The organism is Pedobacter sp., from assembly GCF_039594775.1.
Lineage (GTDB): Bacteria > Bacteroidota > Bacteroidia > Sphingobacteriales > Sphingobacteriaceae > Pedobacter.
Genome location: NZ_JBCNMT010000001.1, coordinates 439,526 through 465,015, shown reverse-complemented (window position 1 = coordinate 465,015; position 25,490 = coordinate 439,526). Strand labels below are relative to the sequence as shown.

General features: G+C 39.6%; 25 protein-coding genes and 1 riboswitch. Of the genes, 8 read left to right on the top strand and 17 right to left on the bottom strand.

Features of this window, described 5'->3' with window-relative positions:
* Positions 1-15: 15 nt before the first annotated feature.
* The 3 genes from ABDV71_RS02105 to dusB all read right to left on the bottom strand — a co-directional run bounded on the left by ABDV71_RS02105 (position 16) and on the right by dusB (position 2,475).
* Positions 16-897: a DUF5694 domain-containing protein gene (locus ABDV71_RS02105; RefSeq protein ID WP_343530768.1), complete on the bottom strand. Its 882-nt coding sequence runs from the start codon at positions 895-897 to the stop codon at positions 16-18.
* Between the two features lie 149 nt (positions 898-1,046).
* A complete protein-coding gene (apaG, locus tag ABDV71_RS02100; protein ID WP_343530767.1) occupies positions 1,047-1,433 on the bottom strand; it encodes a Co2+/Mg2+ efflux protein ApaG in 387 nt (128 codons plus the stop codon).
* Between the two features lie 34 nt (positions 1,434-1,467).
* Complete coding sequence (dusB, locus tag ABDV71_RS02095; protein ID WP_343530766.1) at positions 1,468-2,475, bottom strand: tRNA dihydrouridine synthase DusB; 1,008 nt, start codon at positions 2,473-2,475, stop codon at positions 1,468-1,470.
* A 101-nt stretch (positions 2,476-2,576) separates the two neighbouring features.
* Between dusB and ABDV71_RS02090 the strand changes: the two genes are divergently transcribed.
* Both ABDV71_RS02090 and ABDV71_RS02085 read left to right on the top strand, forming a co-directional pair.
* Complete coding sequence (locus tag ABDV71_RS02090) at positions 2,577-3,473, top strand: CPBP family intramembrane glutamic endopeptidase (RefSeq protein WP_343530765.1); 897 nt, start codon at positions 2,577-2,579, stop codon at positions 3,471-3,473.
* A 6-nt stretch (positions 3,474-3,479) separates the two neighbouring features.
* Positions 3,480-4,289, top strand: a complete 810-nt coding sequence (locus ABDV71_RS02085; RefSeq protein WP_343530764.1) for a phosphatidate cytidylyltransferase — start codon at positions 3,480-3,482, stop codon at positions 4,287-4,289.
* Here the strand turns inward: ABDV71_RS02085 and ABDV71_RS02080 are convergent.
* From ABDV71_RS02080 to metE, 3 genes are all read right to left on the bottom strand, one after another.
* Positions 4,286-4,534, bottom strand: a complete 249-nt coding sequence (locus tag ABDV71_RS02080; RefSeq protein WP_343530763.1) for a hypothetical protein — start codon at positions 4,532-4,534, stop codon at positions 4,286-4,288. The genes ABDV71_RS02085 and ABDV71_RS02080 overlap by 4 nt on opposite strands.
* A 222-nt stretch (positions 4,535-4,756) precedes the next feature.
* Positions 4,757-5,143: an acyl-CoA thioesterase gene (locus tag ABDV71_RS02075; protein ID WP_343530762.1), complete on the bottom strand. Its 387-nt coding sequence runs from the start codon at positions 5,141-5,143 to the stop codon at positions 4,757-4,759.
* Positions 5,144-5,207: 64 nt separating this feature from the next.
* Positions 5,208-7,511, bottom strand: a complete 2,304-nt coding sequence (gene metE / locus ABDV71_RS02070) for a 5-methyltetrahydropteroyltriglutamate--homocysteine S-methyltransferase (RefSeq protein ID WP_343530761.1) — start codon at positions 7,509-7,511, stop codon at positions 5,208-5,210.
* 153 nt (positions 7,512-7,664) lie between these two features.
* Positions 7,665-7,869, bottom strand: a riboswitch (cobalamin riboswitch).
* 255 nt (positions 7,870-8,124) lie between these two features.
* Between metE and ABDV71_RS02065 the strand changes: the two genes are divergently transcribed.
* On the top strand, positions 8,125-10,806 hold the full coding sequence (locus ABDV71_RS02065) for a M14 metallopeptidase family protein (protein WP_343530760.1): 2,682 nt from the start codon (positions 8,125-8,127) through the stop codon (positions 10,804-10,806).
* A 452-nt stretch (positions 10,807-11,258) separates the two neighbouring features.
* Positions 11,259-11,975, top strand: coding sequence for a DsbA family oxidoreductase (locus tag ABDV71_RS02060; protein ID WP_343530759.1), 717 nt, complete (start codon positions 11,259-11,261; stop codon positions 11,973-11,975).
* A 172-nt stretch (positions 11,976-12,147) separates the two neighbouring features.
* On the opposite strand, the gene ABDV71_RS02055 is transcribed toward ABDV71_RS02060, so the two are convergent.
* The 3 genes from ABDV71_RS02055 to ABDV71_RS02045 all read right to left on the bottom strand — a co-directional run bounded on the left by ABDV71_RS02055 (position 12,148) and on the right by ABDV71_RS02045 (position 15,456).
* Entirely contained in the window at positions 12,148-14,352 is a 2,205-nt protein-coding gene (locus ABDV71_RS02055) for a carboxy terminal-processing peptidase (RefSeq protein WP_343530758.1), read from the bottom strand.
* Positions 14,353-14,482: 130 nt separating this feature from the next.
* Positions 14,483-14,701 carry a LuxR C-terminal-related transcriptional regulator gene (locus tag ABDV71_RS02050; protein ID WP_343530757.1) on the bottom strand — a complete coding sequence of 73 codons (219 nt, stop codon included), beginning with the start codon at positions 14,699-14,701 and terminating at the stop codon, positions 14,483-14,485.
* A gap of 68 nt (positions 14,702-14,769) precedes the next feature.
* Positions 14,770-15,456, bottom strand: a complete 687-nt coding sequence (locus ABDV71_RS02045) for a hypothetical protein (protein WP_343530756.1) — start codon at positions 15,454-15,456, stop codon at positions 14,770-14,772.
* 213 nt (positions 15,457-15,669) lie between these two features.
* Here ABDV71_RS02045 and ABDV71_RS02040 point away from each other — a divergent pair, with 213 nt between their 5' ends.
* Positions 15,670-15,993, top strand: a complete 324-nt coding sequence (locus ABDV71_RS02040) for a YbjQ family protein (RefSeq protein ID WP_343530755.1) — start codon at positions 15,670-15,672, stop codon at positions 15,991-15,993.
* Positions 15,994-16,149: 156 nt separating this feature from the next.
* On the opposite strand, the gene ffh is transcribed toward ABDV71_RS02040, so the two are convergent.
* From ffh to ruvX, 8 genes are all read right to left on the bottom strand, one after another.
* On the bottom strand, positions 16,150-17,484 hold the full coding sequence (gene ffh / locus ABDV71_RS02035) for a signal recognition particle protein (protein ID WP_343530754.1): 1,335 nt from the start codon (positions 17,482-17,484) through the stop codon (positions 16,150-16,152).
* Positions 17,485-17,796: 312 nt separating this feature from the next.
* The gene (locus ABDV71_RS02030) at positions 17,797-18,789 is read right to left on the bottom strand and encodes a DUF3078 domain-containing protein (RefSeq protein ID WP_343530753.1); all 993 of its coding nucleotides are present in this window, start codon (positions 18,787-18,789) and stop codon (positions 17,797-17,799) included.
* A 72-nt stretch (positions 18,790-18,861) separates the two neighbouring features.
* Positions 18,862-19,188, bottom strand: a complete 327-nt coding sequence (locus ABDV71_RS02025; RefSeq protein ID WP_343530752.1) for a hypothetical protein — start codon at positions 19,186-19,188, stop codon at positions 18,862-18,864.
* The gene (locus ABDV71_RS02020) at positions 19,188-19,937 is read right to left on the bottom strand and encodes a hypothetical protein (protein ID WP_343530751.1); all 750 of its coding nucleotides are present in this window, start codon (positions 19,935-19,937) and stop codon (positions 19,188-19,190) included. The genes ABDV71_RS02025 and ABDV71_RS02020 overlap by 1 nt, the downstream gene beginning before the upstream one ends.
* A 50-nt stretch (positions 19,938-19,987) precedes the next feature.
* On the bottom strand, positions 19,988-20,833 hold the full coding sequence (locus ABDV71_RS02015; protein WP_343530750.1) for a glucosaminidase domain-containing protein: 846 nt from the start codon (positions 20,831-20,833) through the stop codon (positions 19,988-19,990).
* 7 nt (positions 20,834-20,840) lie between these two features.
* A complete protein-coding gene (locus ABDV71_RS02010; RefSeq protein WP_343530749.1) occupies positions 20,841-21,509 on the bottom strand; it encodes a glucosaminidase domain-containing protein in 669 nt (222 codons plus the stop codon).
* 64 nt (positions 21,510-21,573) lie between these two features.
* A complete protein-coding gene (locus tag ABDV71_RS02005) occupies positions 21,574-22,203 on the bottom strand; it encodes an O-methyltransferase (protein WP_343530748.1) in 630 nt (209 codons plus the stop codon).
* A gap of 5 nt (positions 22,204-22,208) precedes the next feature.
* The gene (gene ruvX, locus ABDV71_RS02000; RefSeq protein WP_343530747.1) at positions 22,209-22,625 is read right to left on the bottom strand and encodes a Holliday junction resolvase RuvX; all 417 of its coding nucleotides are present in this window, start codon (positions 22,623-22,625) and stop codon (positions 22,209-22,211) included.
* A 212-nt stretch (positions 22,626-22,837) separates the two neighbouring features.
* Here ruvX and ABDV71_RS01995 point away from each other — a divergent pair, with 212 nt between their 5' ends.
* The 3 genes from ABDV71_RS01995 to ABDV71_RS01985 all read left to right on the top strand — a co-directional run bounded on the left by ABDV71_RS01995 (position 22,838) and on the right by ABDV71_RS01985 (position 25,364).
* Positions 22,838-23,389, top strand: a complete 552-nt coding sequence (locus ABDV71_RS01995) for a sigma-70 family RNA polymerase sigma factor (RefSeq protein ID WP_343530746.1) — start codon at positions 22,838-22,840, stop codon at positions 23,387-23,389.
* A complete protein-coding gene (locus tag ABDV71_RS01990) occupies positions 23,386-23,919 on the top strand; it encodes a hypothetical protein (protein WP_343530745.1) in 534 nt (177 codons plus the stop codon). The genes ABDV71_RS01995 and ABDV71_RS01990 overlap by 4 nt, the downstream gene beginning before the upstream one ends.
* Before the next feature lie 74 nt (positions 23,920-23,993).
* Entirely contained in the window at positions 23,994-25,364 is a 1,371-nt protein-coding gene (locus tag ABDV71_RS01985; RefSeq protein WP_343530744.1) for a hypothetical protein, read from the top strand.
* Positions 25,365-25,490 lie beyond the last annotated feature (126 nt).

The window sequence follows — 25,490 nt, the reverse complement described above, 5'->3', positions numbered from 1 at the left end:
TTACTGAAATTGACTTTAAAGATCGTTAAACTTTACCAATTCAAATTGCGGACTGGTTTGAAATAACCATTTAAGTATTGGAATATGTCCGGAGCCAAAAAGAACAAGAATCCTATCGTTTTCATCGTGAGGGATATCTTTAATTTTTTTGAAAATTCTGAGGTTTCTGTTCATCCAAAACATCGAAAGGGCATCTGGTCCTTCAAATCTTTTAGATTCGAATTGACCCCCGGCGATACTAGCACCGAACATACGGTCTATCACCTTATCTGAATTGATATACTTAAAATTATCAAGCAATGTTCTTTTTACCGTCATACTTTCCTTATAATTATAAAATTCGGTATATCTATTCGAAATTTCATCGTTTCCTCCAAAATAATGTCTTTTCAATATTTCGTCGGTGTAGGTCTTTGGAAGTAGGGTATCTTTTTTGTCTCGCAGTTCTAGTAAAAGAGGGTAAGCATCTACCCCATAAATGGTATCTAAATTAAATTTATCTACCAATCTCATACCTATCTGACTTCTTTCGTTTGCATAGAGCTTTTCTTTTCCTGCTTTATAATTTTTAAAATTATGGATAAGATAGCCTGTTATCGGTCCAGATTCTACCGCTATTTTTGTTGGTTTGAATTTGCTGATGTAGTCTATCAGTTTTTTTAATTCCTTTTGACGCTGATCGCTATAAATATTAATCTTATTTTCCTCCTTTGCTTTATGTGCATCAAGTCCCGGATAGTTAAAATGCCAGCTTCCAACCAGTAATACTTTTGGCGCTTTCTTATCTTTTAACAAAAAGACATCGGGGTCTAAAAAACCCTTTTGAGCATTAAGCGTTTTTATAAACAGTACGGAAAAGATAGATAGAAGGATAATGAATTTACTTTTTAAATACATGGCTTTTGTTTTTATAGATGAGCAAATTTTAGCTAACTGGTTTATAAAAGACAAAAGAAAAAAAGTAACGTTGCATGCTAGTTCCCTTTTCGGTAAAGGGAATTCGACGCATGATTAGAAAAGAAAAGATTGTTTAAAAAGGCTTAGGGCTAATTAAGCCTGAAAGGAACCACCAACTCAAATTCGGGAATATCAACCAAAAACTCTGAATCATCTAAAGTACGGCGCATCAAATACCGACCACGCATACTGCCGATATCTGTTTTTAGGTTGCAGCCCGATACGTATGAATAGCTATCACCAGGCATAATCACAGGTTGTACGCCCACCACGCCTTCTCCTTCAACTTCTCTTACGGTACCGTTGGAATCAAAAATGAACCATTGACGACGCATTAACTGTATTTCAAAATCAGTAAGGTTTTCGATATTGATGCGGTATGCGAACATAAAATGCCCATTCTCAGGATTAGAATGTTCATCCTGATAAATGGTATCAACCGAAATTTTTATGCCTTCAGTAATTGCTGTAACCATAACCATAAATTTAACGAATAAATGTACTCAATAATCACGCCATTTCACTAACTGGCGTAACATTGGAGTATTTGTCAGTAATTTCATCTAACAAAGCATATATCGTTTCTATGTTTTCCTCTTTAACAAGCTGTGTACGGTAATGTTTAAAATCTGGCAAGCCTTTGAAGTAATTGCTGTAATGGCGTCGCATTTCGAACACGCCAACTTTTGGACCCTTCCATTCCAATGATTTGGTAAAATGTGTACGGCAAGCCTCTACACGTTCTTCTAAAGTTGGCCCCTCCAAGTGCTCTCCAGTAGCAAAAAAGTGTTTAATTTCCCTGAAAATCCACGGATAGCCAATGGCCGCTCTACCAATCATCATGCCGTCTACACCATATTCCAATCGCCAATTGGCTGCCTTTTCTGGGCTATCAATATCGCCATTGCCAAAAATTGGGATTTTAATACGTGGGTTACGTTTAATTTCTCTAATCAATGTCCAATCGGCTTCACCTTTGTACAATTGGGCTCTGGTACGGCCATGAATAGTTAAAGCTTGAATGCCCACATCTTGCAAACGTTCAGCAACTTCTTCCACATTTTTGGTATTATCATCCCAGCCTAAACGGGTTTTTACGGTGACGGGCAAATGTGTAGCTTTTACTACGGCCTCGGTCATTTTCACCATTTTGTCGATATCCTGTAACAACGCAGAACCCGCACCTCTACAAGCAACGTTCTTCACCGGGCAACCATAGTTAATGTCCATTAAATCGGGGCCTGCCAAGGTGGCTATTTCGGTTGCTTCACGCATGCTTTCAATATCGCTTCCAAAAATTTGGATGCCTATTGGTCGTTCGTATTCAAAAATATCGAGCTTTTGCCTGCTCTTTGCCGCAGAGCGAATTAATCCTTCAGAGGAAATAAACTCCGTGTACATCATATCAGCTCCGCCCTGCTTGCACACATAACGGAAAGGAGGGTCGCTCACGTCTTCCATTGGTGCCAGTAACAAAGGGAATTCTCCTAAATCAATATTTCCTATCTTTACAGACATTTTTCTATCTTCAAGCTAATTAAAACATTGCAAAGTTACGCATAATTCATAAAATGTATCAAAACCCATTACACAGGCCCGAAAACAGTCCTTTTCTGCAGATGCTGTATCTTTTATTGTTTGCTTTTGGCGGATTGATTTTTTTTGGCTTAATAAGTTTTGCCTTAGTTTATTTTTTTTATGGAGGAGAGGCGGTGAGAAGTCTTTTTATGTCTGAACTAAAATATCCTGGAGCATTCAAGATTGTTCTTGTGGGACAACAGCTAGGGTTATTTCTGACGCCAGCTGTTTTACTATCCATAGTAGAAGGTAAAAGGCTGCCAAAGTTTTATGGAATGACGTTTCCTAAAATAAATCTTTTGCTGTTAGCTGCTATACTGTCCATTTGCTGGATGCCTTTAATGGGCTTTGCGAATGAATGGAATCAGAAAATGGTATTTCCAGAGTTTTTGAAAGGAGTAGAAGCTTGGATGAGAGAAATGGAAGATTCTGGTATAAAGGCTACTGAAGCCATGTTGAAGATGAATAATCCGGTAGCGTTGTTTGTTAATCTATTGGTCATTGCCGTTACTCCCGCCATTTGCGAAGAATTTATTTTTAGGGGAGCCGTGCAACGAACTATCTTCCGCCTCAAATCGAATCCACATGTGGCCATTTGGTTATCGGCGGCTATTTTTAGTGCCATCCATTTTCAATTCTATGGGTTTTTACCACGCTTGTTATTGGGAGCTGCTTTTGGCTATGTTTATTTTTGGACGGGCAGTATTTGGTATGCGGTGTTTGCTCATTTTTTAAATAACGCTTATGCCGTTTCGGTGGCGTATTATTTACAGGCCAATAACCAATCGTACACCAATGCAGACGATATTCAAATGCCTTGGTATGGATACTTGATAAGTGCTATTTTAACCTTAGCTTTGTTCAAATTTTTGAAAAATACGACTGATAGGAAAAAAGAAGGGGAATTAAACAGCTCCGACCTTAGCCTTAAACCTTAGTTTTAAATGAAGACCAGAGCCATTACCGCTTTCTTTTTTACCATTGTGATGTTGGGTTCCATTTTATTGGGTGCCTACACTTTTTCAGGGTTTTACTTGCTACTGAGCTTGGTAGCGTTGTTGGAATTCTATAAAATGATAAAAATAGGAGGAATCCGACCACATCGTAATATTGGCGTAGTGGTAGCGGCGCTTATTTATATCACTACTGCAGCCTATCATTTTTTCCAGTTCGAGCTTAAATATCTCCTGTTGATGATTCCCTTGGTGTTTTCGGTATTCATTGCAGAACTTTATAAGAAAAACAAAATTCCATTTGCCAATATCTCCTACACTTTCGTGGGATTTGTATATGTCACCATTCCTTTTTGTTTCTTCTATTCCCTAGGGTTTTTGATGAATTTTGAGGAATACAGCTTTCATTTTCCATTGGCCTTTTTGTTAATGCTTTGGGCAAATGATACGGGCGCTTATTTATTTGGGATGAAATTGGGCAAGCGAAAGTTGTTTGAAAGACATTCCCCTAAGAAATCATGGGAAGGCTTTTTTGGCGGTGTTTTTACCAGTTTAGTGGTAGCAATCATCCTATCCTTTCAGTTTACAGAGGTAGAACCGATTGTTTGGGCAGGAATGGCTGCCATTATTTCGTGCTTCGGTACCTTGGGCGATTTAGTAGAATCGATGTTAAAGCGCAGCCTCGACGTGAAAGATTCGGGAAGCTTTTTACCTGGACATGGCGGTTTTCTTGACCGTTTCGATGGCTTATTGATTGCTGCGCCTATCGTTTATGTATACCTTTATCTGCTAATTCACTAAGTAGTTTCTCTCTTTTTTAACTCATTGTTGACTTGTTTCAACTGACTTGAAAAGATGATTAACAAAGGCGCAAAAGCCAATGGCGTAACCGTTAATGCGCTAAAGCCTTTTTTCATAGAAACGATAATACCACAAATGAGCATGCCTATCACTGAGATGCCCATGTAAATGGTAGCTATTTTTAATGTTTTTGCTTTTTTCTTTAACTCTTCGGTGGATAATTCTGTAAATGGTTGTGGTTTCATCTATTTCATAAAAGTTACCCGCGTCTAGATTGAGCGTGGAATTTTGCTGGCTAAATTAACGGGGATTATTGAATGCTCAAAATTTGTTTTTTAAATAACTAAGCTTCCGAAATTGTCGCATAGTAGGAAACATCTGCCTTTTTCTTTGCGTTCTTCGAGTTTAAAAATTTACCGCAAAGGAGGGATGAAGTTTTCGCAAAGGACGTAAAGTATCACCAACCTTTACTTAATTACCGGCGTAGGTTTTTTATCTTCATCCAAAGCCACGAAGGTAAAATCACCATGAATAGCCAATTCCCTGCCTTCTGCATACATTTGTTCGATGTAAATCTCTACACCAACCCTTAAGCTCGTATTGCCCACGTGGGTTACTTTTCCCACAAGCTCAACAAATGTTCCCGCAGGAATGGGTTGTTTAAAATCTATTCTGTCGCTGCTTACCGTCACCATTCTTTGTCTGCTAAACCTGGTAGCCGTAATAAAGGCTACTTCATCCATCATGTGCATGGCTGTACCACCGAACAGCGTGTCGTAATGGTTAGTGGTGCTTGGAAAAACAGCTTTGAAAATACTAGTTTGAGAGCGTTCTATCCTTTCTTCTAATGTCATGGACAAAGATAAATTTAAAAGACTTACGAAGCTTGAAAACTTCGCAAGTCTATGGTAAAAATTGTTAGTTGTTCCTCATGGTTTTGGCGGCTTCCACCATTTCTATCAATGCCTTTTTGGTTTCGTCCCAACCACGGGTTTTAAGCCCACAGTCAGGGTTTACCCATAGCTGCTCTTTTGGAATTACCAAAGCCGCCTTTTTCAGGAGCTCCACCATTTCGTCCTTATTGGGGACCCTTGGCGAGTGAATATCGTAAACGCCAGGCCCAATTTCATTTGGGTATTTGAAATCGGCAAAAGCATTGAGTAGTTCCATTTGCGAACGAGAGGTTTCAATGGTAATGACGTCGGCATCCATTGCGGCAATGCTGTCAATAATATCATTAAACTCCGAGTAGCACATATGAGTGTGTATCTGTGTTTCGTCCTGTACGCCACTAGCCGAAATACGGAAGGCTTTAACTGCCCAATCCAAATAATTTTGCCATTCAGCTTTGCGTAAAGGCAAACCTTCTCTAATGGCAGGCTCATCAATTTGGATGATTTTAATACCCGCTTGCTCTAAATCTACCACTTCATCTCTAATGGCTAGGGCAATTTGGGTACAGGTGGTAGAGCGAGGTTGGTCGTTACGCACAAAAGACCATTGCAAAATAGTTACCGGTCCGGTGAGCATTCCCTTCATGTATTTTGAAGTTAGGGACTGTGCATAGTTGGTCCATTTGAGGGTCATGGCCTCTGGTCGGTAAACATCACCGTAAATGATGGGCGGTTTTACACAGCGTGAACCATAGCTTTGCACCCATCCGTTTTGGGAAAAGGTAAAGCCACTTAATTGCTCGCCAAAATATTCTACCATATCATTTCGTTCAAACTCACCATGCACCAAAACATCCAGCCCAATTTCTTCTTGCCAACGTACTGCTTTTTCGGTTTCAATGGCAATTAATTGGTCGTATTGCGCTTGGTTTAAACTTCCTTTTTTGAGTTTTGCTCTCCAGCTCCTTACCTCCATAGTTTGCGGAAAAGAGCCGATAGTGGTGGTGGCGAAGGAAGGAAGGTTTAAAGCTTCCTGTTGCAAGATTCTTCTTTTAGCAAAAGCATTTGAACGTTGGTCGTGGCTTTCGGTAATGTTGGCCACCTCATTTTTCACCTTTTCATTGTGGATTAACGGTGAGGTTTTTCTGCTTTGTTGAGCTTTCGTATTTTGTACCAGTTTCTCTTTTGCCAAAGTAGCTTCCTCATTATTGGTGAGCTGCTTTAAGGTAGTTAATTCGGCTACTTTTTGTTTGGCAAAGGCCATCCACTGTTTAATTTCGGCGGTTAATACTTCTTCATTTTTTTCACTGTCTAAGTCACAAGGGCTGTGAATCAATGAGCATGAGGTACCAATCCAAACCCTTTCCTTACCAAGGGTATCCATTGCATGATTGATGATGGAGATAGAGTTTTCAAAATCGTTTTTCCAGATATTTCGGCCATCAACCAAACCTAACGAAAGTGTTTTTTCTTGAGGTAATTTGTTAATCAGTTCCTCTAATTGCTGCGGTGCTCTTACCAAATCAACGTGTAACGTGTTTACAGGCAGGCCACAAGCCAACTCTAAATTATCCCCCAGAGCGCCAAAGTAAGTGGTAAGGATCAAATTTAATTCTGGAAAAGCTTTCCTGAGTTGTTGATAGGCTGTTTGATAGGCTTGTTTCTCTTTTTCCGATAGATCTAACACCAAAAACGGCTCATCTAATTGGATATGGGTGGCGCCCAAGGCTTTCAATCTGGTTAAAAGCTCGATATAAACAGGAAGCAGATTTTTAAGTAGATCAATTTTATCAAAACCAGCTTCTTTTTCTTTACCTAAAAGCAAATAACTTACGGGGCCAATCAATACAGGTTTGGTGATAATGCCCAGCTGTTTGGCTTCGTAAAACTCATCAATCACCTTTGTGGAGAACAGATTGAAAGTTTGATTTTTATAGAATTCGGGGACAATATAATGGTAGTTGGTATCAAACCATTTGGTCATTTCCATCGCAATAATATCCAATCCATTTCGCTGATAACCTCTGGCCATCGCAAAATAAAGGTCTAACTCTGCGTGGTCTGGCTGCACGGCCACTGCGTTGTAGCGTTGTGGAATAGCGCCAAACATTAAGGAGTGGTCCAGTACCTGATCATAATAAGAAAAATCGTTGCTCGGGATTAAATCTACGCCGAGATTTTTTTGGAGTTCCCAGTTTTGCTGGCGGATGTTTTTGCCAACCTGAAGTACGTTTTTGTACCCCGAAGTACCTGCCCAATAGCTTTCGCAGGCCTTTTTCAATTCTCTTTGGCTACCAATTCGCGGATAGCCCAACACTTGAGTTTGCATTTTAAAAGGGTTTAAATGAAAATATTTAAAGCCCAACTCTAAATAACGTCTTTGGAAAAAATAAAGGAAGCATAGAAAAGCAAGGCCAACGAAACCTAAATTGTTTCTGGCACCACTCATCATACCTTGACCCTTTGTCCTATTCCGCGAAGACATTGTCAATTCAATAAAGGCAGGTCTCCTGACTTATCCCCAGCACTATCGCCTTCCCATTCCAACCTTGGTTGGCACAGTGGCATTGTGATAGCGCTGTTCTTTTTTGCAAAAGAGGACTTACAGTTGCGCGACAGCTCGTGATTTGCACACGATTCCCTATTAATCCCGATATTACTCGGGAACCGTTATCGGTTTGATTTGAGATAAAGTTAAGAACTTGTTGCAGCGAAGTTATGCAATAGGGACGAGGAAAAGAAACTTGTGAAGGATATTATGTTAGCCACAGAGGGACAGATTTGTCTCTCTATCTTTATACAATTTGTTAAATAATCGGATTAAAAAATTATTTGTGCACCTGTAGTACCCGAGAAAATTAATCGTGTAACAAATTTAAAGAGGTCCTACAAAGAGTTTTTATCTGTCCTATATTTGATTTAACCATCAAACAAAAATTAGTATGATAAAAAGATACTTGATCAAGGGCGCATGGATGTTCTTTCTGGTAAGTAGCCTTAATGCGGTTGCTCAAGAAGTACCAAGTCCTAAATCGCACTTTGGTTTTACCATAGGCGATAATTACCAGTTGGCCAATTATTCTCAAACTGAAGCCTATTTTAAGAAATTGGCCGCCAGCTCAAAAAGAGTGAAATTGGTTGATATTGGTAAAACAGAAGAGGGTAGAAGTCAGTATATGCTGATCATTACTTCGCCAGAAAACCATCAAAATTTAGCGAAATACAAGTCGATTTCCCAAAAACTGGCCCGTGCCGAAGGTTTGAACGAGCAAGAAGCGAAGAGTTTGGCACAGCAAGGTAAAGCCATCGTTTGGATTGATGGTGGATTACATGCCAACGAAACCGTTGGTGCCCATCAGCTAATACAAACTGCTTACAATTTTGCTAGCAGAACTGATGCGGAAACCTCGAGGATTTTGGATGATGTGATTATATTGATGACTCATGCTAATCCTGATGGACAAGAACTGCAAAGTAATTGGTATATGAGGGAAAAAACACCGGAGAAAAGATCTTTGGCTGGCTTGCCCGTACTGTACCAAAAGTATGCGGGACACGACAATAACCGAGATTTCTTTATGCTTAATTTAAAGGAAACACAAAATATGGGCCGACAGTTGTTCATTGAGTGGAATCCTCAAATTATGTACAACCACCACCAATCTGGCCCAGCAGGAACGGTAGTGGCAGGGCCTCCATTTCGCGATCCCCATAATTATGTTTTTGACCCAATTATCTTAACCAGTTTAGATGCCGTTGGCGCCGCAATGCACAACCGTTTGAACATTGAGGATAAACCCGGATATACCCAAAGAAATGGTTCGGTATTTTCTACATGGTACAACGGGGGTTTAAGAACCACTACATATTTTCATAACATGATTGGGCTTTTAACCGAAATTGTGGGTAACCCAACGCCAATGGAAATACCTTTAGTGCCATCTAGGCTATTGCCCAACAGCGATTCCCCAAATCCAGTGCTACCTCAAAAATGGTTTTTCAAAAATGCAATCGATTATTCGGTATCTATGAACTATGCCGTATTGAACTATGCACAACGTTACCACGATGAGCTGTTGTTCAATATGTATAAAATGGGTAAAAATTCTATTGAAAGAGGAGGTAAAGATACTTGGTCTTTCTCTCCAAAGAAAATAGAGGCCATTAATGAAGCCGCAAAGAAAGATAAAGCAGATAACGCTGGTGGTAGAAGAAACATGGATCCAAAATTTTTGGATGAAGTGATGAAAGACCCAGCAAATAGGGATGCCAGAGGATACATCATTTCAGCTAACCAGGCTGATTTTACCACAGCTATTAGGTTTTTAAATGCGCTGATCAGAACAGGTGTAGAAGTACAAAAAGCAACAGCGGCTTTTACGGTTGAAGGCAAACAATATCCGGCAGGCTCATATATCGTAAAAACGGATCAGGCATTTAGACCTCACGTTTTGGATATGTTTGAACCGCAAGATCATCCGAACGATTTTAAATATGAAGGCGGCCCTCCAGTAGCGCCTTATGATGCAGCGGGCTGGACCTTGGCTTATTTAATGAATGTGAAGTTTGACAGGATATTAAACGCATTTAACGGACCTTTCCAAAAAATGCCGGTTGGAGAGCTGCTGAAAGCAACTCCTCAAGCTTTGCCAAGTGCTAGCGGCTTTGCCTTAAGCGCACAGGCTAATGAAAGCTATTTGGCGGTAAATGAACTGTTAAAAGCAAATGTAGAAGTATTGAGAAACCCTACAGACGGCTCTTTTTACGTTCCTGCAAGTACTGCAGCAAAAGCGGCCTTAAACAAGGCGGAGCATAATTTTGGAATGAAAGTTACTGCAGCAAGCAAACCAAAAGGAGCCGTAAAAGTTAAGCCTTCTAGAATTGCCCTTTGGGATACCTATGGAGGCTCTATGCCATCAGGCTGGATGCGCTACATTATGGAACAGTACCACTATGATGTTACCGTGGTTTACCCACCAGATATTGACGCTGGAAAGCTTAAAGACAATTATGATGTGTTGATTATGGTTGGAGGCTCTGTACCTGCAGTGGCTAATGAAGGCGGAGGAAGAGGATTTAATCCACCAACAGTTGATAATATTCCAGATGAATTTAAGGGACGTGTAGGCAGAATGACTGCCGAAAAATCGGTTCCTCAATTAAAAGCATTCTTGGAGAATGGTGGGAACATTGTGGCCATTGGTTCAGCAACCAGCTTGGCAACACATTTAGGACTTCCAGTTAAAAATGCTCTGCTTACCGCAGATGGTAAACGTTTGCCAAATGATAAGTACTACGTACCAGGAAGTGTATTAAGTGTTAAAACAGATGCTAAATTAGCCGCCAACTGGGGCTTAGATGAAAATACAGATGTTTATTTTGATAATAGCCCTGTATTTAAACTGACCGAAAATGACGGAAAAATTAAGCCATTAGCGTGGTTTGCCACAGATAAGCCTTTGCGTAGTGGTTGGGCTTGGGGACAAGCTTATTTGAAAGATGGTGTTGCCGCCTTTGAAGCAGACTATGGCAAAGGGAAACTATTTGCCTTTGGTCCTGAAATTACCTTTAGGGCACAAACCCATGGAACATTTAAATGGCTGTTTAACCAGCTTTATAAATAAAAGAAGCTATAAGTTAGATTATAGTGTTTGATTTCACGGGCAGCTCATTATTGGGCTGCCCATTTTTGTTTCAATACAACAGGAATTTTTCTCGTCATTGCGAGGAGGAGGAACGACGACGAAGCAATCTTAAAACGTTTGGCTAATCTGTTTCAAAAGGTTGTTACTTTATAATTTGGTTTTAAAATCTGTGTCAGGCTGAGCCTGTCGAAGCCTAATGATGGAAAACACTTCGACAAGCTCAGTGTGACAACATAGGAGCTTAAGCTGTTTCTTCCCAAACTTGTAGCCTGAATTTATTTCAGGTCAGCCGAGGTAAATTAACTTAGCACAAGCCGCTATCGCTTTAAGATTGCTTCGCTAAGCTCGCAATGACAAAATGTTATTTTACCTTCCTGAGACCAAGGCTTTTTAGGAATGCCCTTACCTTTGTTTTATAAAAATTTAAAGTGATGAAAATAGAAATATGGTCAGATGTGATGTGTCCCTTTTGCTACATTGGTAAAAGACACTTGGAGAAGGCCCTGGCAGAACTTCCTTTTGGCAAAGCGATAACGATTGACTGGAAAAGCTATCAACTTAATCCTGACTATAAAAATGTGGATGGAGAGAACCTTTACCAATACCTGTCTACCAATAAAGGAATAAGCATAGCACAAGCACAACAAATGACCCAACAAGTAGCATCTATGGCTACGGAAGCAGGGCTTGATATCGATTTCGAACGAAGCATTCCTGCAAATTCTTTTAATGCCCATCGGCTGATTCATTTTGCCGCAAGCAAAGGCAAGCAAGACTCAGCAGAAGAGCAACTTTTTAAAGCCCATTTTACCAATGGAAAAGATATTGATAACCTTGAAGTGTTGTTGGAAATCGCTGCGGTTTTAGGTTTGGATCAACAAGAAACCAAAGAAGTATTAGAAGGGAACGAATTTGAAGAAGGGGTACGATACGACATTTACGAAAGCCAACAATTAGGCGTTAGGGGCGTTCCGTTCTTTGTGATGGACAGAAAGTACGCGCTTTCAGGAGCACAGCCCGTAGAAGCGTTTAAACAAGCACTTACACAAAGCTATAATGAATGGCAGGCTACACAACAAAAAGCTCCTCTAAAAAATTTAAATGAAATGACGGGTAATGCCTGTGATGATAATGGTTGTGAGATTTAAAGAACCTAGGTCGTCATTACGAGGTACGAAGCAATCCTAAAAGCGATTAAAGGATTATTTATTAAGATTGCTTCGCAAAGCTCGTAATGACGCTGATATTTCCATATTGAAATTATAAAACAAAAAAAGCGGTACGAACTCGTACCGCTTTTTTATTGTCAAGATTGGTTACTTAGTTAAGTATAGTCTTGTTATTGTTTTTGCTCAACTTCGTGTTCTCATTAAGCTTCATGAAATCAACCATAATGTTCATGCTTTCATCCTCAATAAAATCAGAAGCTTCTTGTTTAGGTGTTTTTTCTCCTTTTTTCAACGGCGCTAAGCCTTTCTCGGCTCTTACTTGATTTAACCTTGCTAAAGACTTTGCTTCCAAAGCATCTCTTTCTGCTTTCAGCTTCGCTTCATTAAGCGTTATAGATGTTTCACTTTCTCTTCTCTTACCTTCAGCAATATCTTCTTTCAACATTTTATAGTCTAAAGATTTAGACATGCGTTTTTCGTGTAACTTAAGTAAAGCCGCTTTTGCCGCATTCAAATCATATACGGTAGTATAAGTAGATGGGTTCACCATATCAAAAGGCAATGCCGAAGGCTCTGTGTCCTCTCCAATTTTATCTAATGGATAGATAGATGGGAAATTGATATCAGGAATAACGCCTTTATGTTGCGTACTGTTGCCGCTTACACGATAAAACTTAGCCATCGTAAGATTGATTTGTCCTAGTTGAGGAACACCATTCTTATCAACAATAGTTACCGTTGGCGAATTGGCATCCTTGGTATTAATGGCTTTCTTTTCACCTTCGTTCTTTTTAAACAAAGCGGCTAATTTTTGCAGCATCGACGAGTTCATCAATGAGTTTAGGTCAATAGATGATTGTACGGTTCCTTTACCATAGGATTGGGTGCCCATCACAATGCCGCGACCATAATCTTGTATTGCCCCAGCAAAAATCTCCGAAGCCGAAGCGCTCAAGCGATCAATCATTACCCCCATTGGGCCATCCCAAACAATGTTATTATCCTCGTCTTTGTAAACTTTTACACTGTTTCTGTAATCTTTAACCTGTACTACAGGCCCTTTCCCTATAAATAAGCCCGAAAGTTCGATCGCTTCATTTAACGAACCGCCACCATTAGCTCTTAAATCAACCACAATGGCGTCTACTTTATCCATGTTTTTTAGGGTATCAATCAACAACCTAACGTCTCTGGTGGTACTCTTATAGTTGGGATCGCCAGCATTTGCTGCTTTAAAATCTGCATAAAAAGCAGGAATCTTAATCACTCCTATTTTATAAGGTTTACCATCGCTTTCAATTGTTTTAACCACTTTTTTAGCAGATTGATCTGCCAAAATGATTTTCTCCCTCACCAAAGTCACAATTTGTGGTTTCGAAGAAAGTTCTTGACCTACAGGGATAACTTTTAAACGAACCGTTGTGCCTTTAGGACCTTTGATTTTTGATACCGCATTGTCAATTCTCCAGCCAATAATATCTTCAAACTCGCCATCAGCACCTTGGGCAACCGCAATGATCTTGTCACCAGCATTCAGTTTTTTGCTTTTGAAAGCCGGACCACCAGGCATGATCGAAGCAATTTTAGTCACTTCATTTTCTGATTGCAGCACGGCGCCAATACCTTCTAATGAGCGAGACATTTCTTGATTGAAAGCCTCTGCATTACGAGGGTTAAAGTAATTCGTATGTGGGTCAATAGCTTCGGTAAATGAATCCATTAGGATCTGGAAAACATCTTGGTTATTGAATTTTGCTGCCTGCGATTTCAGATTGGTATAACGCTTGGTTAAAGTTTCTATGTTTTTAGCATCGTCAGTACCTGCAATTTTCAAGTTTACCAACTCGTATTTCACACGTTTTTTCCAGATGTCGTCAAGCTCAGCAGTACTTTTTGCCCAAGGCATCTTCTCTCTGTCGTATACATAAGTATCATTCTGGTTGAAATCATACTTGTTCTTGATTTGTGAAATGGAATAATTCACACGCTCGTTATATCTTTTCAAGTAAACGTTGAAAATATAAAAAGGAGTACTTAAATCTCCAATCCTAAAATCATCATCAAGATTGTATCTATTGGCCTCAAACTCTTTGATGTCGCTTTCTAAGAAATAATATCTAGAAGGGTCTAAGGCTTTAATATACCTGTCAAAGACAATTGAAGAAATCGAATCGTTCAATTTTGGCTTCTTGTAATTATAATTTTCCAGCAGCCCCACAACTTCTTTGGTTACCAAACTTTGTTGTTCGTCTGGTTTTATGTTCGGAATACCTTCCACCGGTTTTTGTGCCTTTGGAGAGGCGGTGCAGGCTAGAACTGCAGCGGTGAAGGTAATAGCAAATATTTTTCTCAGCATTTCTTTAACTGTTTTAAAGTCCATTCGTTATAAAATCATTATCCAATATGATACCAATTTCTTAAATAAACAAAAAAGATGCAGTTTTAGTCTGTATCTTTTTTGTAAAGTTTGTTAAAAATAGTTAAATCTAGGGCACTAAGTCATTTTTTAAAGCCAAAACCACTAGACCGACAACGCTCTTTACCTTAGTTTTCTTAAAGATGTTTTTACGGTGGGTTTCTACCGTTCTTTTACTAATGTCTAAATGTGTGGCGATATCTTGGTTACTATATTCTTTGGTAATAAGCCGGATAATTTCCAGCTCACGATTGCTTAAAATAGCAGCAATGTTGCTTTTGGGTTTCATGGAGCGTGTTTATTTCAGAGAAGCGTTAGAAATGAAGCCTTGGAAAGGTCCTTCAGCATAGCTGAAGATTATCCCTTTTTGCTAATTGTTTTTTCAGCAATAATGGCCCTATTGTTTTTGATGATTTGGTTATACTGTATGGTATTGGCGTTTTTTGAAAGCAATTCCGCTGTATTAAGATCTTTTGAGGCCAGTAAATAATCTTTCTTTTTGATTTTTACCGAAGCAATGCCCAAAACCGATTCAATAAAAGCGTTTTTATCTTGAAGTTGCTGTGCCAATATGCCATGTTGTGTATAAAACCAAAGAGACTGAGGTAATTTATTGGCCGCTAAATAGATTTTTCCCAATTGTTGGTAGGCAGACATTTGCCCGGCCTTACTGCCCATTTTAGCATAATTTCTAAGCACCTGTTTCAATACCACATGCTCTGCTTCTGCAAAGTTTGCTTGATAAAGATAAACATTGCTCAAACGAATTAGCGTAGTACCATATAGATTATATTTTTTGTCCTGCTTATATTCGTTAGCTGCTTTGTTGAACATCATTGCGGCACTGTCAAAATCACCAAAACGCTCATAACGTTCGCCTTCTTCATAAAAATTCTCGGCGGCACTACGACTACTAGTCCCCAATACCGCCAAATTAACAGAAAACTGAGGATTGGTTTGTTCAAAGCCTGGAGCCATGGTATTTTGCGCTTTCGCAGAAAATACAACGGAACAGAAGAGCGCAAGCAGGCAGAAATTTTTCATTTTATTCGATTTTCATTGTAGGCAAAGTCGAAACGTTTGATTATAGCGTTAAAGGAACTTCACATACAAAGATAAATTTTTTTAAACAAAAAAGGTGAATTGGTGTTTATCTTCTTTTTGTAACCCTTTGAAAAAGAAGGAGAATTTCATGAGAATTGAAAATATATGTAACATATTTAGTCTATAACTGTCGAATAGAAAAAACTTAAAACGATGTTAATAACTACCACAAATACTGTAGAAGGCAAGAAAGTTGTAAAATACATTGGCCTTGTTACCGGCGAAACCATTATTGGCGCAAATTTCTTTAAAGATATATTGGCTGGTCTTAGAGATATTGTTGGCGGACGTTCAGGTTCGTATGAGCAAGTACTACGCGAAGCCAAAAATACCGCGGTAAGCGAAATGCAACAGTATGCTGCGGCTATGGGTGCAAATGCCATTATTGGTGTTGATTTGGACTACGAAACTGTTGGAAATGGTGGAAGCATGCTAATGGTAACCGCAAGCGGAACAGCCGTTGTTTTGGAAGATTAGCAGTTTTTTGCATGCTGTCATTCTGAGCATGGCGAAGAATCTCTTTGGAACAAATAGATTCCTCCTGGCGTCGGAATGACAAGGAGGAAATAAAAAGCCCCGATGTCTACTCAGATATCGGGGCTTTCTAGTTTATATTTTGACTTTTAACTTAGTCTAACGTTGAGGCATTTTAGGCATGTTGCGCATCATTTTAGCGGCAGCAGCCGGATTAGAGAATTGTTTCATCACCTTTCTCATATCCTCAAATTGTTTCAACAACTTGGTTACATCTTCTAATTTATTGCCAGAACCTTTGGCAATACGCAATTTGCGGCTTTGCTGTATCGAATCTGGGTTTTCTCTTTCAAAAGGAGTCATCGATTGGATGATCGACTCTACACCTTTAAAAGCATCGTCTTCAATATCAACGTTTTTCATCATCTTGCCAACTCCCGGAATCATGCCCATCAAATCCTTCATGTTACCCATTTTTTTGATTTGTTGGATTTGTCCGTAAAAGTCGTTGAAATCGAATTTATTCTTGCGGATTTTCTTTTGTAGCTCGGCTGCCTGTTTTTCATCAAACTGTTGTTGGGCACGCTCTACAAGGGAAACCACGTCGCCCATGCCCAAAATACGCGAAGCCATCCTGTCTGGGTAGAAAACATCCAAAGCTTCCATCTTCTCACCCGTACCAATAAACTTAATTGGTTTATCAACTACAGATTTGATCGAAAGGGCCGCACCACCGCGGGTGTCACCATCTAATTTGGTTAAAACAACACCCGTAAAATCCAAACGGTCGTTAAATACCTTTGCTGTATTTACCGCATCCTGACCGGTCATCGAGTCAACCACAAATAAAATCTCGTGAGGTTTAGTTTGTGCTTTAACTTCCGAAATCTCGTTCATCAGGGCTTCGTCAATAGACAAGCGGCCTGCAGTATCCACAATAATTACATTGTTGTTGTTCTTCTTACCTTCGGCAATACCTTCAAGGGCAATTGCCACAGGATCTTTAGATTCTTTATTGGCGTATACTGGCACCCCAACTTGCTCGCCTAATACCTGCAATTGGTCAACAGCCGCCGGACGGTAAACGTCGCCAGCAACCATTAAAGGCTTTTTGCCTTTGCTTTTCAGGTGTAAAGCTAGTTTTCCAGTGAAAGTAGTTTTACCGGCACCGTTTAAACCTGCAATTAATATAATGGTTGGATTATTTTTTAAGTCAAGTTCCGTAGCCTCTCCGCCCATCAAAGCAGCAAGCTCATCGTTCATGATTTTGGTAAGCAACTGGCCCGGCGAAATGCTGGTCAGTACGTTTGCTCCCAAAGCCTTTTCTTTTACCTGATCGGTAAAAGTTTTGGCTGTTTTATAATTTACGTCCGCATCTAACAAAGCTTTTCTGATTTCTTTCATGGTCTCGGCCACGTTGATCTCTGTAATGCTTCCCTGTCCTTTCAGGACTTTGAATGCCCTGTCTAACTTATCCTGTAAATTTTCAAACATTGTTGAATGCTTTTATATTAAAAATTTTGTGAAACGCAAAGGTATTAATAATTTACGATTGTAGATTTACGAATTGCGATTTAATGGTAATATAACCAACACTTTGCTACTTGTTTTTTAGAAAAGCAATGAAAGTGCTAATTGTTTCCAATAGTCCCGCTTTACACTTTAGCCCTCGTTCCTCGGGGCTGCCGTTTCAATCGGGTTTAGTTGGCAAGTATAGATTTACGAAGTTTTTAAAACCTTGTAAGTCTCAAGCGCTGTCGGTGAAAAACTTTATAGGTTTGAAAATAAATAGAAATTAGGGAAAGGCTACCTCGGGAAAGTAAAACTTAGCCCCAAAGCCAAGGCCTGACTTTTTTGCACTTTTAAGTCCATGTCCCTATCATACAAAATAACACCGGTTAACGACACGTTCATAAAACGGTTAATCCTAGAAGTGGCCGCCATATCCAAACGGTGGTCAATATGGCCAAAATTATCATAAGGAATAAACATGTTGTACTTTGCTTTTAACACCACGTTTTTAACCACCTCTTTCTCAAAATTGCTCACAATCTGAAAAGCGAGCTCATTTTTAATCCTGCTCCCAACGGGAACACCAAAGTTTTTAGGATTGGTTTTATAAATGTTGGTGTCTAGTACAAAAGTTTGACGGGCGGTACCTGTACCAATACGGGTAGAAAAAATAGCGCTTGGCTTATACTCAAAACCCAGCGACTCGGTAAAATAGCCGGGCGACATGAATTTAGAAAGTAGTTTCGGTACTTCATTTCCTTGTGCATCCTTTGAATATGAGAAACCCTTGTCAAACTGCGATTCGAAACTTAACGAGGCGAAGAAATACCAGTTTTTAGACAACTGCACTGCTGCTTTATTGTCCCAATAAATACGGTCGTTGGTTTTCTTTTGCAACTGGCCTTTATTTTTAACCTTCCCGTATTGCAAAATAACCTCAGTGGTATAGCTATAGCTTTCTTTGCTATATTCGGCCTTATAGTTGATTAAACCTCCTAGTGCAATAGAGTTTACTCCGCCGCCCTTCCAGTTGTCGCTAAACGAAGCTTGGTTGGCGTTAATGCTCACCGTTCCTTTGGTTTTCCAGTAATTGATTTTTGCTTTTACCAGTGCAGGACTTAGGTCTACAGGTTGAAAAATAATGACCCCTGTTCTTGAAGGTAACGGGCTTCGCTTTAGTTTAATTTCCAGATCTTTTACGGGAATGGGTATGGTGTCTATCTCTTGGGCCGAAACGGAACAATAAAGAGCTAATACAGTAGAAATGGTAAATACTAAACGCTTCATTATTCACAAAGAAACGTAAAATTTTATAAAATGTTTATAACCACAGGGTGTTTATCTGATGAAAAAGCTAAGCTAAACGCGGATGTATTTGATCCACGAGAACATTTTTCTTGTACTTAAGTAGGAGGGGTTTTGCTGTTGTACAAAGGCTTCCTTTTCGAAGATGATATTTAAGTATGCCAACTGGTGTTTCTTGTATTTCAGTAGGTTATACAAATAGTTGAGCAGGTAAAAAAGATAGAAGGGAACAATGAGCAGCTCTAATTGTTGTCGGTGGTGTATTTTTTCATGATTAACCAGCACAACATCGTTTTTGTAGGAAACTTTTTGTACCAAAATAAATGGATAAATGGCCATGGCTGCTACTCGGAGCTTAGGAACGACGATTAACCAAGCCATTACAGTTTATCTATACTTAATTCAGGTAGTTTGGGCAAACGGAACATAGATGGATTCCGTTTGTAGGAAGCATAGCTGTTTTTCACAAATTGTATAAAGGCATATTCCGATGCGCTAAGGACAAATTGGTACGTTGGCCTATATTGGGTCATAAAATCTTGCAGGTCTTCTTCCTTAATGGCAATGAGGTTTTTGACGTAGGTAGGGTTATAGCGATAGTCGATAACCTGTTCCTTATAATCTTTCTCGAGGATCTGCTGTAGGTGACGAGCATTTTTACCGTCGCGGCTCAATAAATTATAGATGGCGTCAATGCCTAAACCAACACCTCTTTGTCCTAAGTTAAGAAGGTCCCTGCTACTGCCCTTATCCAGTTTGTACTTAAACTCATCTAGTTTTGATTTGTAAAGTTCCTGAGGCGTTTTGGCCTTACCATAAATACTTACTTCTTTTAATCTGATGCCCATGGAGCGCAGTTGGAAAACAATGGCGCTTTGCCCGCGGTAAACTACGGTATCCATGGCATGGCCGCTAAGTGCCGCAAATAAAGTGTCGCCAAGTTTAACGGGAGCCACAAACTCGCCCTTGGTGTTGTTGTAAAAACCTTCGTCTGATGATGAATTGTAGATATAAACCTTGGCAAGCCTTAGCTTGGTATCCTTATCAACCACAAAGCCTTGTACTGCTTTTTGCTGGGCAAAAGCAGACAACATGTTGAGTAAAAATATGCAGGCCAGTAGAAATCTCATTTTACAAGCAAAGCTACAATTTAAACAGATTGGTGCTATTTATCTTAACATTATTTAACCACCATTAGCTTTTGACCAACCTTGATATTGTTGTCTGACAGTTGGTTGAGGGCCTTTAAATCGTCAACAGAAATTTTGTAAAGCTGGCTAATTTTATATAGTGTTTCTCCTGCCTGTACCACATGATATTTCCCATTTTCCAGCGATGCCGGAGGGTCTTTAGGCGCAACATTTACCGGGGTGTATAGCTTTTTCTCGTTAGGGATATTGGCATTGATTTCTTTGAAGACTTTATCTTCCCTAGCTAGTTTTTCACGCTCACTTTCCGATTGGTCATATTGATAGAGCTGGTATTTTTCAATCAGATTGATAAGTAAATCAGGATATTTTGGATTGGTGGCATAGCCCGCATTTTTAAGTCCAATTGCCCAATTGCGGTAGTCGTTTTTGTCCAGCTCAAAAAGAGCAGCATAACGCTTGCGCTTTAAAAACTCAGAATGGTCTTTGTATGATTCCCGAGGATCTTTATACACCCTGAAACAGTCATCTCTTTGGTCATCATCTTTATAATAAGCTTTGCCCTTCCAGTCGGAAGTGCATTTGATGCCGAAATGGTTATTGGCATACTTGGCAAGGTCGCTGGCCCCGCTACCCGACTCGAGGATACCTTGTGCTAAGGTGATACTTGCAGGGATGCCATATTTGTTCATCTCCTCAATGGCTATACCTTTAAAAGCATCAATATAGGAAACGGTGGTGTAGGAAATAGGGGAAGGGTTATCCTTTTTTGCATCTTTTTCTATCTGTTTGTTGTTGCGGCTATACTGCCTGCTTTTACAGGCACTTCCTAGGGCAATTACCAACATTAAGAGAAGTAGCGATTTATTTTTACTCATTTTTTTACTATAGTTTCAGTTTTTGGCCGGGTTTTAAGGCATTTGACTTGAGCCCATTTTTACTTTTAATGGCCTTAACCGTTGTTTTATTTCTTTTGGCAATAATACCTAAATTATCTCCTTGTTTAACAATATAGCTGCGTCCGGTTTTCTTTTTGGAACGATAAACAGTTTTAGGCTCGACCGGTTCTAAGTAATCTTCTGGGCGGTTATCGTATTGAAAGAGCTCGTATTTCCGGATCAATGCAATTACCTGCGAGGCCCAAGTTCGGCTGCGGGCATAACCCCCGCGTTGTATACCTCTGGCCCAAGCTTTAAAATCATATTGATCATATTTGTCGAAAAGTTCGTTAAAATGGTCGCGGCTTTTCAAAAAGCTAATGAAGTGGCTGTAGGAAGAGTCTACCGTAGGAAAGTCTTTATATGCTGATCGGATTTCGGTATTGGAGTTCTTGCCTTTAATGCCAAAGTGGTTATTTAGGTATCGGGCAATTTTGCTTTTGCCCGCGGCCGATTCGTGGATGGCCACGCCCAAGATAATACTTGCAGGAATATGATGTTCTTCCATCAAGTCCTTGGCCACATCGGCATACTCTTCAATATACTCTTCGGTGGTTTGGGCAAAGGAAAATATTGTTTTTGTACATAGGAAGAGCAGGAATAGAAATTTCTTCATTGTTAAATTGTTTTATTGTAAATGTTAGCAAGCGCTAAATTTCAACTGACAATTGCCAACTGACTTATTTTTTTCTGATGACAAACAAGCCATCTCTAACAGGTAAAATCAACTTTTCTACCCGTAGGTCTTCATTTATTTTATCGTTAAAAGAACTAATGTTCTTGGTGTCTTTATCCTGCGCATTATTTACAATTTTGCCACTCCAAAGCACATTGTCTACTATTATCAATCCGCCGGATCTTACTCGGTCAAAAATCAAATCATAGTAGGTACCGTTATTTTTTTTATCCGCATCAATAAAAACCAAGTCAAAGGTTTCCTGTAGTTGTGCAATGCTTTTTTGGGCGTCGCCAAGGATATATTTGATTTTGGTATTTAGGGGAGATTTGGCAAAATTTTCCCTCACCATATCTTCTAGCTCTTCGTTAATATCCAAGGTATAAATAATGCCGTCTTGGGTTAAGCCTTCGGCCAAACATAAGGTGGCATATCCTGTAAAGGTGCCTATTTCCAAGATTCTTTTTGGAGAAATCATTTTGCTGAGCATGCTGAGCACACGGCCTTGGTAATGGCCGCTTAGCATACGGGGCATTAATACTTTAAGGTTGGTTTCCCTATCAATATGTTGTAGCAGTTGGTCTTCGGGCTCGCAGTATTTGAGCAAAAGTTGCTGTAGTTCTTCGCTGATCATTGTGCTTATAAACGGTTTTGTTCCATAAAATATTGCAGGATTATGGTTGCCGAAATGGTATCGACTCTTTCCTTGTCCCTTCTATCGCTCTTTTTTAATCCACTTTGTAGGATGGTAGCCTGTGCCATTTTAGAGGTAAAACGCTCGTCGACCAAGTGTTGCGGAATGCCCGGAAAATTCTTTTTTAAAATAGTAGAAAAACCTTTCACATGTTGTGCGTTTTCAGATGGGGAGCCATCCATTTGTTTGGGATCGCCCAGAACAAAAGCCTCTACCTGCTCTGCCTGCATGTATTTTTTAATGAAATCCACAATGTCTTTGGGGTGGATAGTGTCGAGACCAGTTGCGATGATCTGCAAAGGGTCAGTAACGGCAATGCCGATACGTTTGGTGCCATAATCAAAAGCCATGATGCGTGCCATGGTGTCAAAGATAGGATTTTTAAAATTTAAGGATTTTAGTTGGTTGAGGTTAAGTCTCATTTATGCTTTGCGTTCTTTTGCGAAAACTTGATAAATCTTTGAGATAAAGATTTTTTTAATCGACATGCAAAAGAAGAAACAAAAAAATATTTTTGTAACATGATGCAACGTTTTGAATTTCACGTTGTCTTTTGATCAGAACGCTTTAGAATTTGGAAACAGTTTACATAGACAAGCACGCAGATTTAGTAGCCGAATGCCGAACAGGCAGCAGGAAAGCACAATTTGAGATTTACAAGTTGTATGCTGCGGCTATGTACAACGTGGCCCTGAGGATTGTTAATGACGATGCCGAAGCCGAAGATGTGTTGCAAGAGGCCTTTTTGGATGCTTTTAACCGCATTGCCGACTTTAGACAAGAGACAACTTTTGGCCTATGGTTAAAACAAATCGTAATTAACAGGTCTATTAACTATCTGCGCAAGCGTAAAATGGAAACGGTGAGCATGGATGAGGTTGAAGTGGCCGATGAGCAGGATACAGATTTTGAAGATACACAATTAAAGGTGGAGGCGATTAAAAGTGCAATGGCCGAACTGCCTGATGGTTATAGAGTGGTGTTAAGTTTATACTTGTTTGAAGGCTATGACCACGAAGAGATTGCACATATTTTAAAAATAACAGAAAATACATCGCGTACACAGTATATGCGAGCAAAGAGAAAGTTGAATAGTTTATTAGTAACGAAAGGAGTAGCAAGATGAGCAATAAATTAGAGGGGTTTGTAAGAGATAATAAAAAACAATTTGAAGTTAAGGGCCCTTCAGATGCGCTTTGGGGTAAAATTGCCGCAGAGTTGGATAAAAAACAACCTAAGAAAAAAACATTTGGCCTTTACCAATGGATGAGCATAGCTGCCATGTTGGTGCTAACGGTGGGCATATATTTTGGCTACCAGTATAAAAAATCGACTAAAGAGATTTTAGTGGCAGATATTAATCCAGGTTTAGGTAAAAAAGAAGTAAGGTTTACAAGCCTAATTGAAGAAAAGAGAGACAGTTTGCAGGTTTTAGCGAATACAGATCCAGAACTTTATAAACAGTTTATTGCCGATATGGGCAAACTGGATAAAGATTATCAGGAATTGAAAAATCAGTTGCAAACAAGTCCAAACAAAGCCTTAGTAGGCAAGGCAATGATGAAAAATCTGGAAATACAATTACAGATGATCAGCCAGCAGTTATACATTATCAATCAAGTCAATCAATATAAAAAAGAGGAGAAAACGATTTAATACTTTATTTCTTTCGACGTCGGTTATAATGTATTTAAAACAGTTTTGCTCTGCCAAAAACAAGTTTTAAAGAAATGAAAAATATCATATTTAGTATCTCGGCCTTGGTTTGGTCGGTACTACAAGCAAATGCGCAGGTAGCGGTGCCGCCTACGCCTCCAACACCGGCTGCCCCTGTGGCAGAGTTTAGTCAGGGTTCTTCAACTTCTGTATCTAGATTTACAGTGACCACCCGTCATAAAACGACAAAGGATGGTAAGGAACGAGAATATACAGAAAGCTATACTACTTACCAGCAAGGCCAGTATGATGATCCACAAAGGACCAAGTCTTTTTCAAAATCGTATAGCATTGGTCGTGGCGATAAGGTGAATGTGTCTAATATTTATGGAAATATTATTGTTAAAACCTGGGATAAGAATGAGGTGAAGGTTGATGCAGACATCAGGGCTTTTGCAAATTCTGAAGACGAAGCGCAGAAGTTGATCGAGAATGTATCAATTACAACGTCGAAAAACGGTGATGAGGCGGTGTTTAAAACCCAAATGGAAGATAGAAACGGCTGGGGCAATGGAAGCAGAAATGGGAAGAGATGGCGCAGGGAAGTAAAAATCTTTATGACGGTTTATTTGCCTTCAAACGTAGCCCTTAGTGCTTCACAGCAATATGGTAACTTAGAAATGCCTGACTTTTCTGGACCAACAGCACTTAAGGTACAATACGGAAAACTGATTACTGGCGACCTAAGTAATGTAAACAATTTTATCTCGGCCCAATATACCAGCGTAGACCTAAAAGATGTAAACAAAGCCACCATCAAACAGCAATATGGTAGTGGTTTAACCATATCTTCTATTGGCGATTTAAATCTTAATGCTCAATATGCGACCGTTCGTATTGGCGATATCAAGAGAAATGCAAACATTAGACAGCAATATGGAAGTGGGCTTAGCATTGAATCGGTAGGCAATTTAGATTTGGACGCCCAATATGCTTCGGTTAAAATAGGAACGGTTAGAGGTGAGGCTGGAATAAAAATACAATATGGAAACGGCCTGTCTATTGAACAGGTGGGTAACCTAAGTCTTACATCGCAATATGCTGCGGTAAGGGTAGGGCGCTTAACGGGAGTTTTTACGGCCAAATCTCAGTATGGGGGTAAAATGACCGTCGAAAAAATTGAAGCAAGCAGTAAAACGATTAATCTTGACACGGAGTACGTAACCGTTACCTTGGGATTTGCACCGAACTTTGGGGGAAGCTTAAATGTGGATACCCAATATGCCAGCTTTAAATACGGGGAAAACGTGAATGCTAGAAGAGTTGGAGCGGATGATGATGACCGTGGTTATAGTTCAACAAAGGAATACACAGGAACTATTGGAAAGGGAGGCTCTTCGAATGTTAAGGTTGCCGTGAGATATAATTCATTGACGATAAGATAAGTGAGTGATGAGGGCGCAAAATGAGAAAGGGGCTAATTAGCCCCTTTCTCATTTTGCTATACAGGTCATCATTCCGAATTTATTTCGGAATCGTAATGCATGATTATGTTTTTATAAGCATTAAGA

Bases quoted from the DNA above. Each gene is read 5' to 3' on its own strand.
- ABDV71_RS02105 (WP_343530768.1), bottom strand. From the start codon at position 897: ATGTATTTAAAAAGTAAATTCATTATCCTTCTATCTATCTTTTCCGTA.
- apaG (WP_343530767.1), bottom strand. From the start codon at position 1,433: ATGGTTACAGCAATTACTGAAGGCATAAAAATTTCGGTTGATACCATT.
- dusB (WP_343530766.1), bottom strand. From the start codon at position 2,475: ATGTCTGTAAAGATAGGAAATATTGATTTAGGAGAATTCCCTTTGTTA.
- ABDV71_RS02090 (WP_343530765.1), top strand. From the start codon at position 2,577: ATGCTGTATCTTTTATTGTTTGCTTTTGGCGGATTGATTTTTTTTGGC.
- ABDV71_RS02085 (WP_343530764.1), top strand. From the start codon at position 3,480: ATGAAGACCAGAGCCATTACCGCTTTCTTTTTTACCATTGTGATGTTG.
- ABDV71_RS02080 (WP_343530763.1), bottom strand. From the start codon at position 4,534: ATGAAACCACAACCATTTACAGAATTATCCACCGAAGAGTTAAAGAAA.
- ABDV71_RS02075 (WP_343530762.1), bottom strand. From the start codon at position 5,143: ATGACATTAGAAGAAAGGATAGAACGCTCTCAAACTAGTATTTTCAAA.
- metE (WP_343530761.1), bottom strand. From the start codon at position 7,511: ATGCAAACTCAAGTGTTGGGCTATCCGCGAATTGGTAGCCAAAGAGAA.
- ABDV71_RS02065 (WP_343530760.1), top strand. From the start codon at position 8,125: ATGATAAAAAGATACTTGATCAAGGGCGCATGGATGTTCTTTCTGGTA.
- ABDV71_RS02060 (WP_343530759.1), top strand. From the start codon at position 11,259: ATGAAAATAGAAATATGGTCAGATGTGATGTGTCCCTTTTGCTACATT.
- ABDV71_RS02055 (WP_343530758.1), bottom strand. From the start codon at position 14,352: ATGCTGAGAAAAATATTTGCTATTACCTTCACCGCTGCAGTTCTAGCC.
- ABDV71_RS02050 (WP_343530757.1), bottom strand. From the start codon at position 14,701: ATGAAACCCAAAAGCAACATTGCTGCTATTTTAAGCAATCGTGAGCTG.
- ABDV71_RS02045 (WP_343530756.1), bottom strand. From the start codon at position 15,456: ATGAAAAATTTCTGCCTGCTTGCGCTCTTCTGTTCCGTTGTATTTTCT.
- ABDV71_RS02040 (WP_343530755.1), top strand. From the start codon at position 15,670: ATGTTAATAACTACCACAAATACTGTAGAAGGCAAGAAAGTTGTAAAA.
- ffh (WP_343530754.1), bottom strand. From the start codon at position 17,484: ATGTTTGAAAATTTACAGGATAAGTTAGACAGGGCATTCAAAGTCCTG.
- ABDV71_RS02030 (WP_343530753.1), bottom strand. From the start codon at position 18,789: ATGAAGCGTTTAGTATTTACCATTTCTACTGTATTAGCTCTTTATTGT.
- ABDV71_RS02025 (WP_343530752.1), bottom strand. From the start codon at position 19,188: ATGGCTTGGTTAATCGTCGTTCCTAAGCTCCGAGTAGCAGCCATGGCC.
- ABDV71_RS02020 (WP_343530751.1), bottom strand. From the start codon at position 19,937: ATGAGATTTCTACTGGCCTGCATATTTTTACTCAACATGTTGTCTGCT.
- ABDV71_RS02015 (WP_343530750.1), bottom strand. From the start codon at position 20,833: ATGAGTAAAAATAAATCGCTACTTCTCTTAATGTTGGTAATTGCCCTA.
- ABDV71_RS02010 (WP_343530749.1), bottom strand. From the start codon at position 21,509: ATGAAGAAATTTCTATTCCTGCTCTTCCTATGTACAAAAACAATATTT.
- ABDV71_RS02005 (WP_343530748.1), bottom strand. From the start codon at position 22,203: ATGATCAGCGAAGAACTACAGCAACTTTTGCTCAAATACTGCGAGCCC.
- ruvX (WP_343530747.1), bottom strand. From the start codon at position 22,625: ATGGCACGCATCATGGCTTTTGATTATGGCACCAAACGTATCGGCATT.
- ABDV71_RS01990 (WP_343530745.1), top strand. From the start codon at position 23,386: ATGAGCAATAAATTAGAGGGGTTTGTAAGAGATAATAAAAAACAATTT.
- ABDV71_RS01985 (WP_343530744.1), top strand. From the start codon at position 23,994: ATGAAAAATATCATATTTAGTATCTCGGCCTTGGTTTGGTCGGTACTA.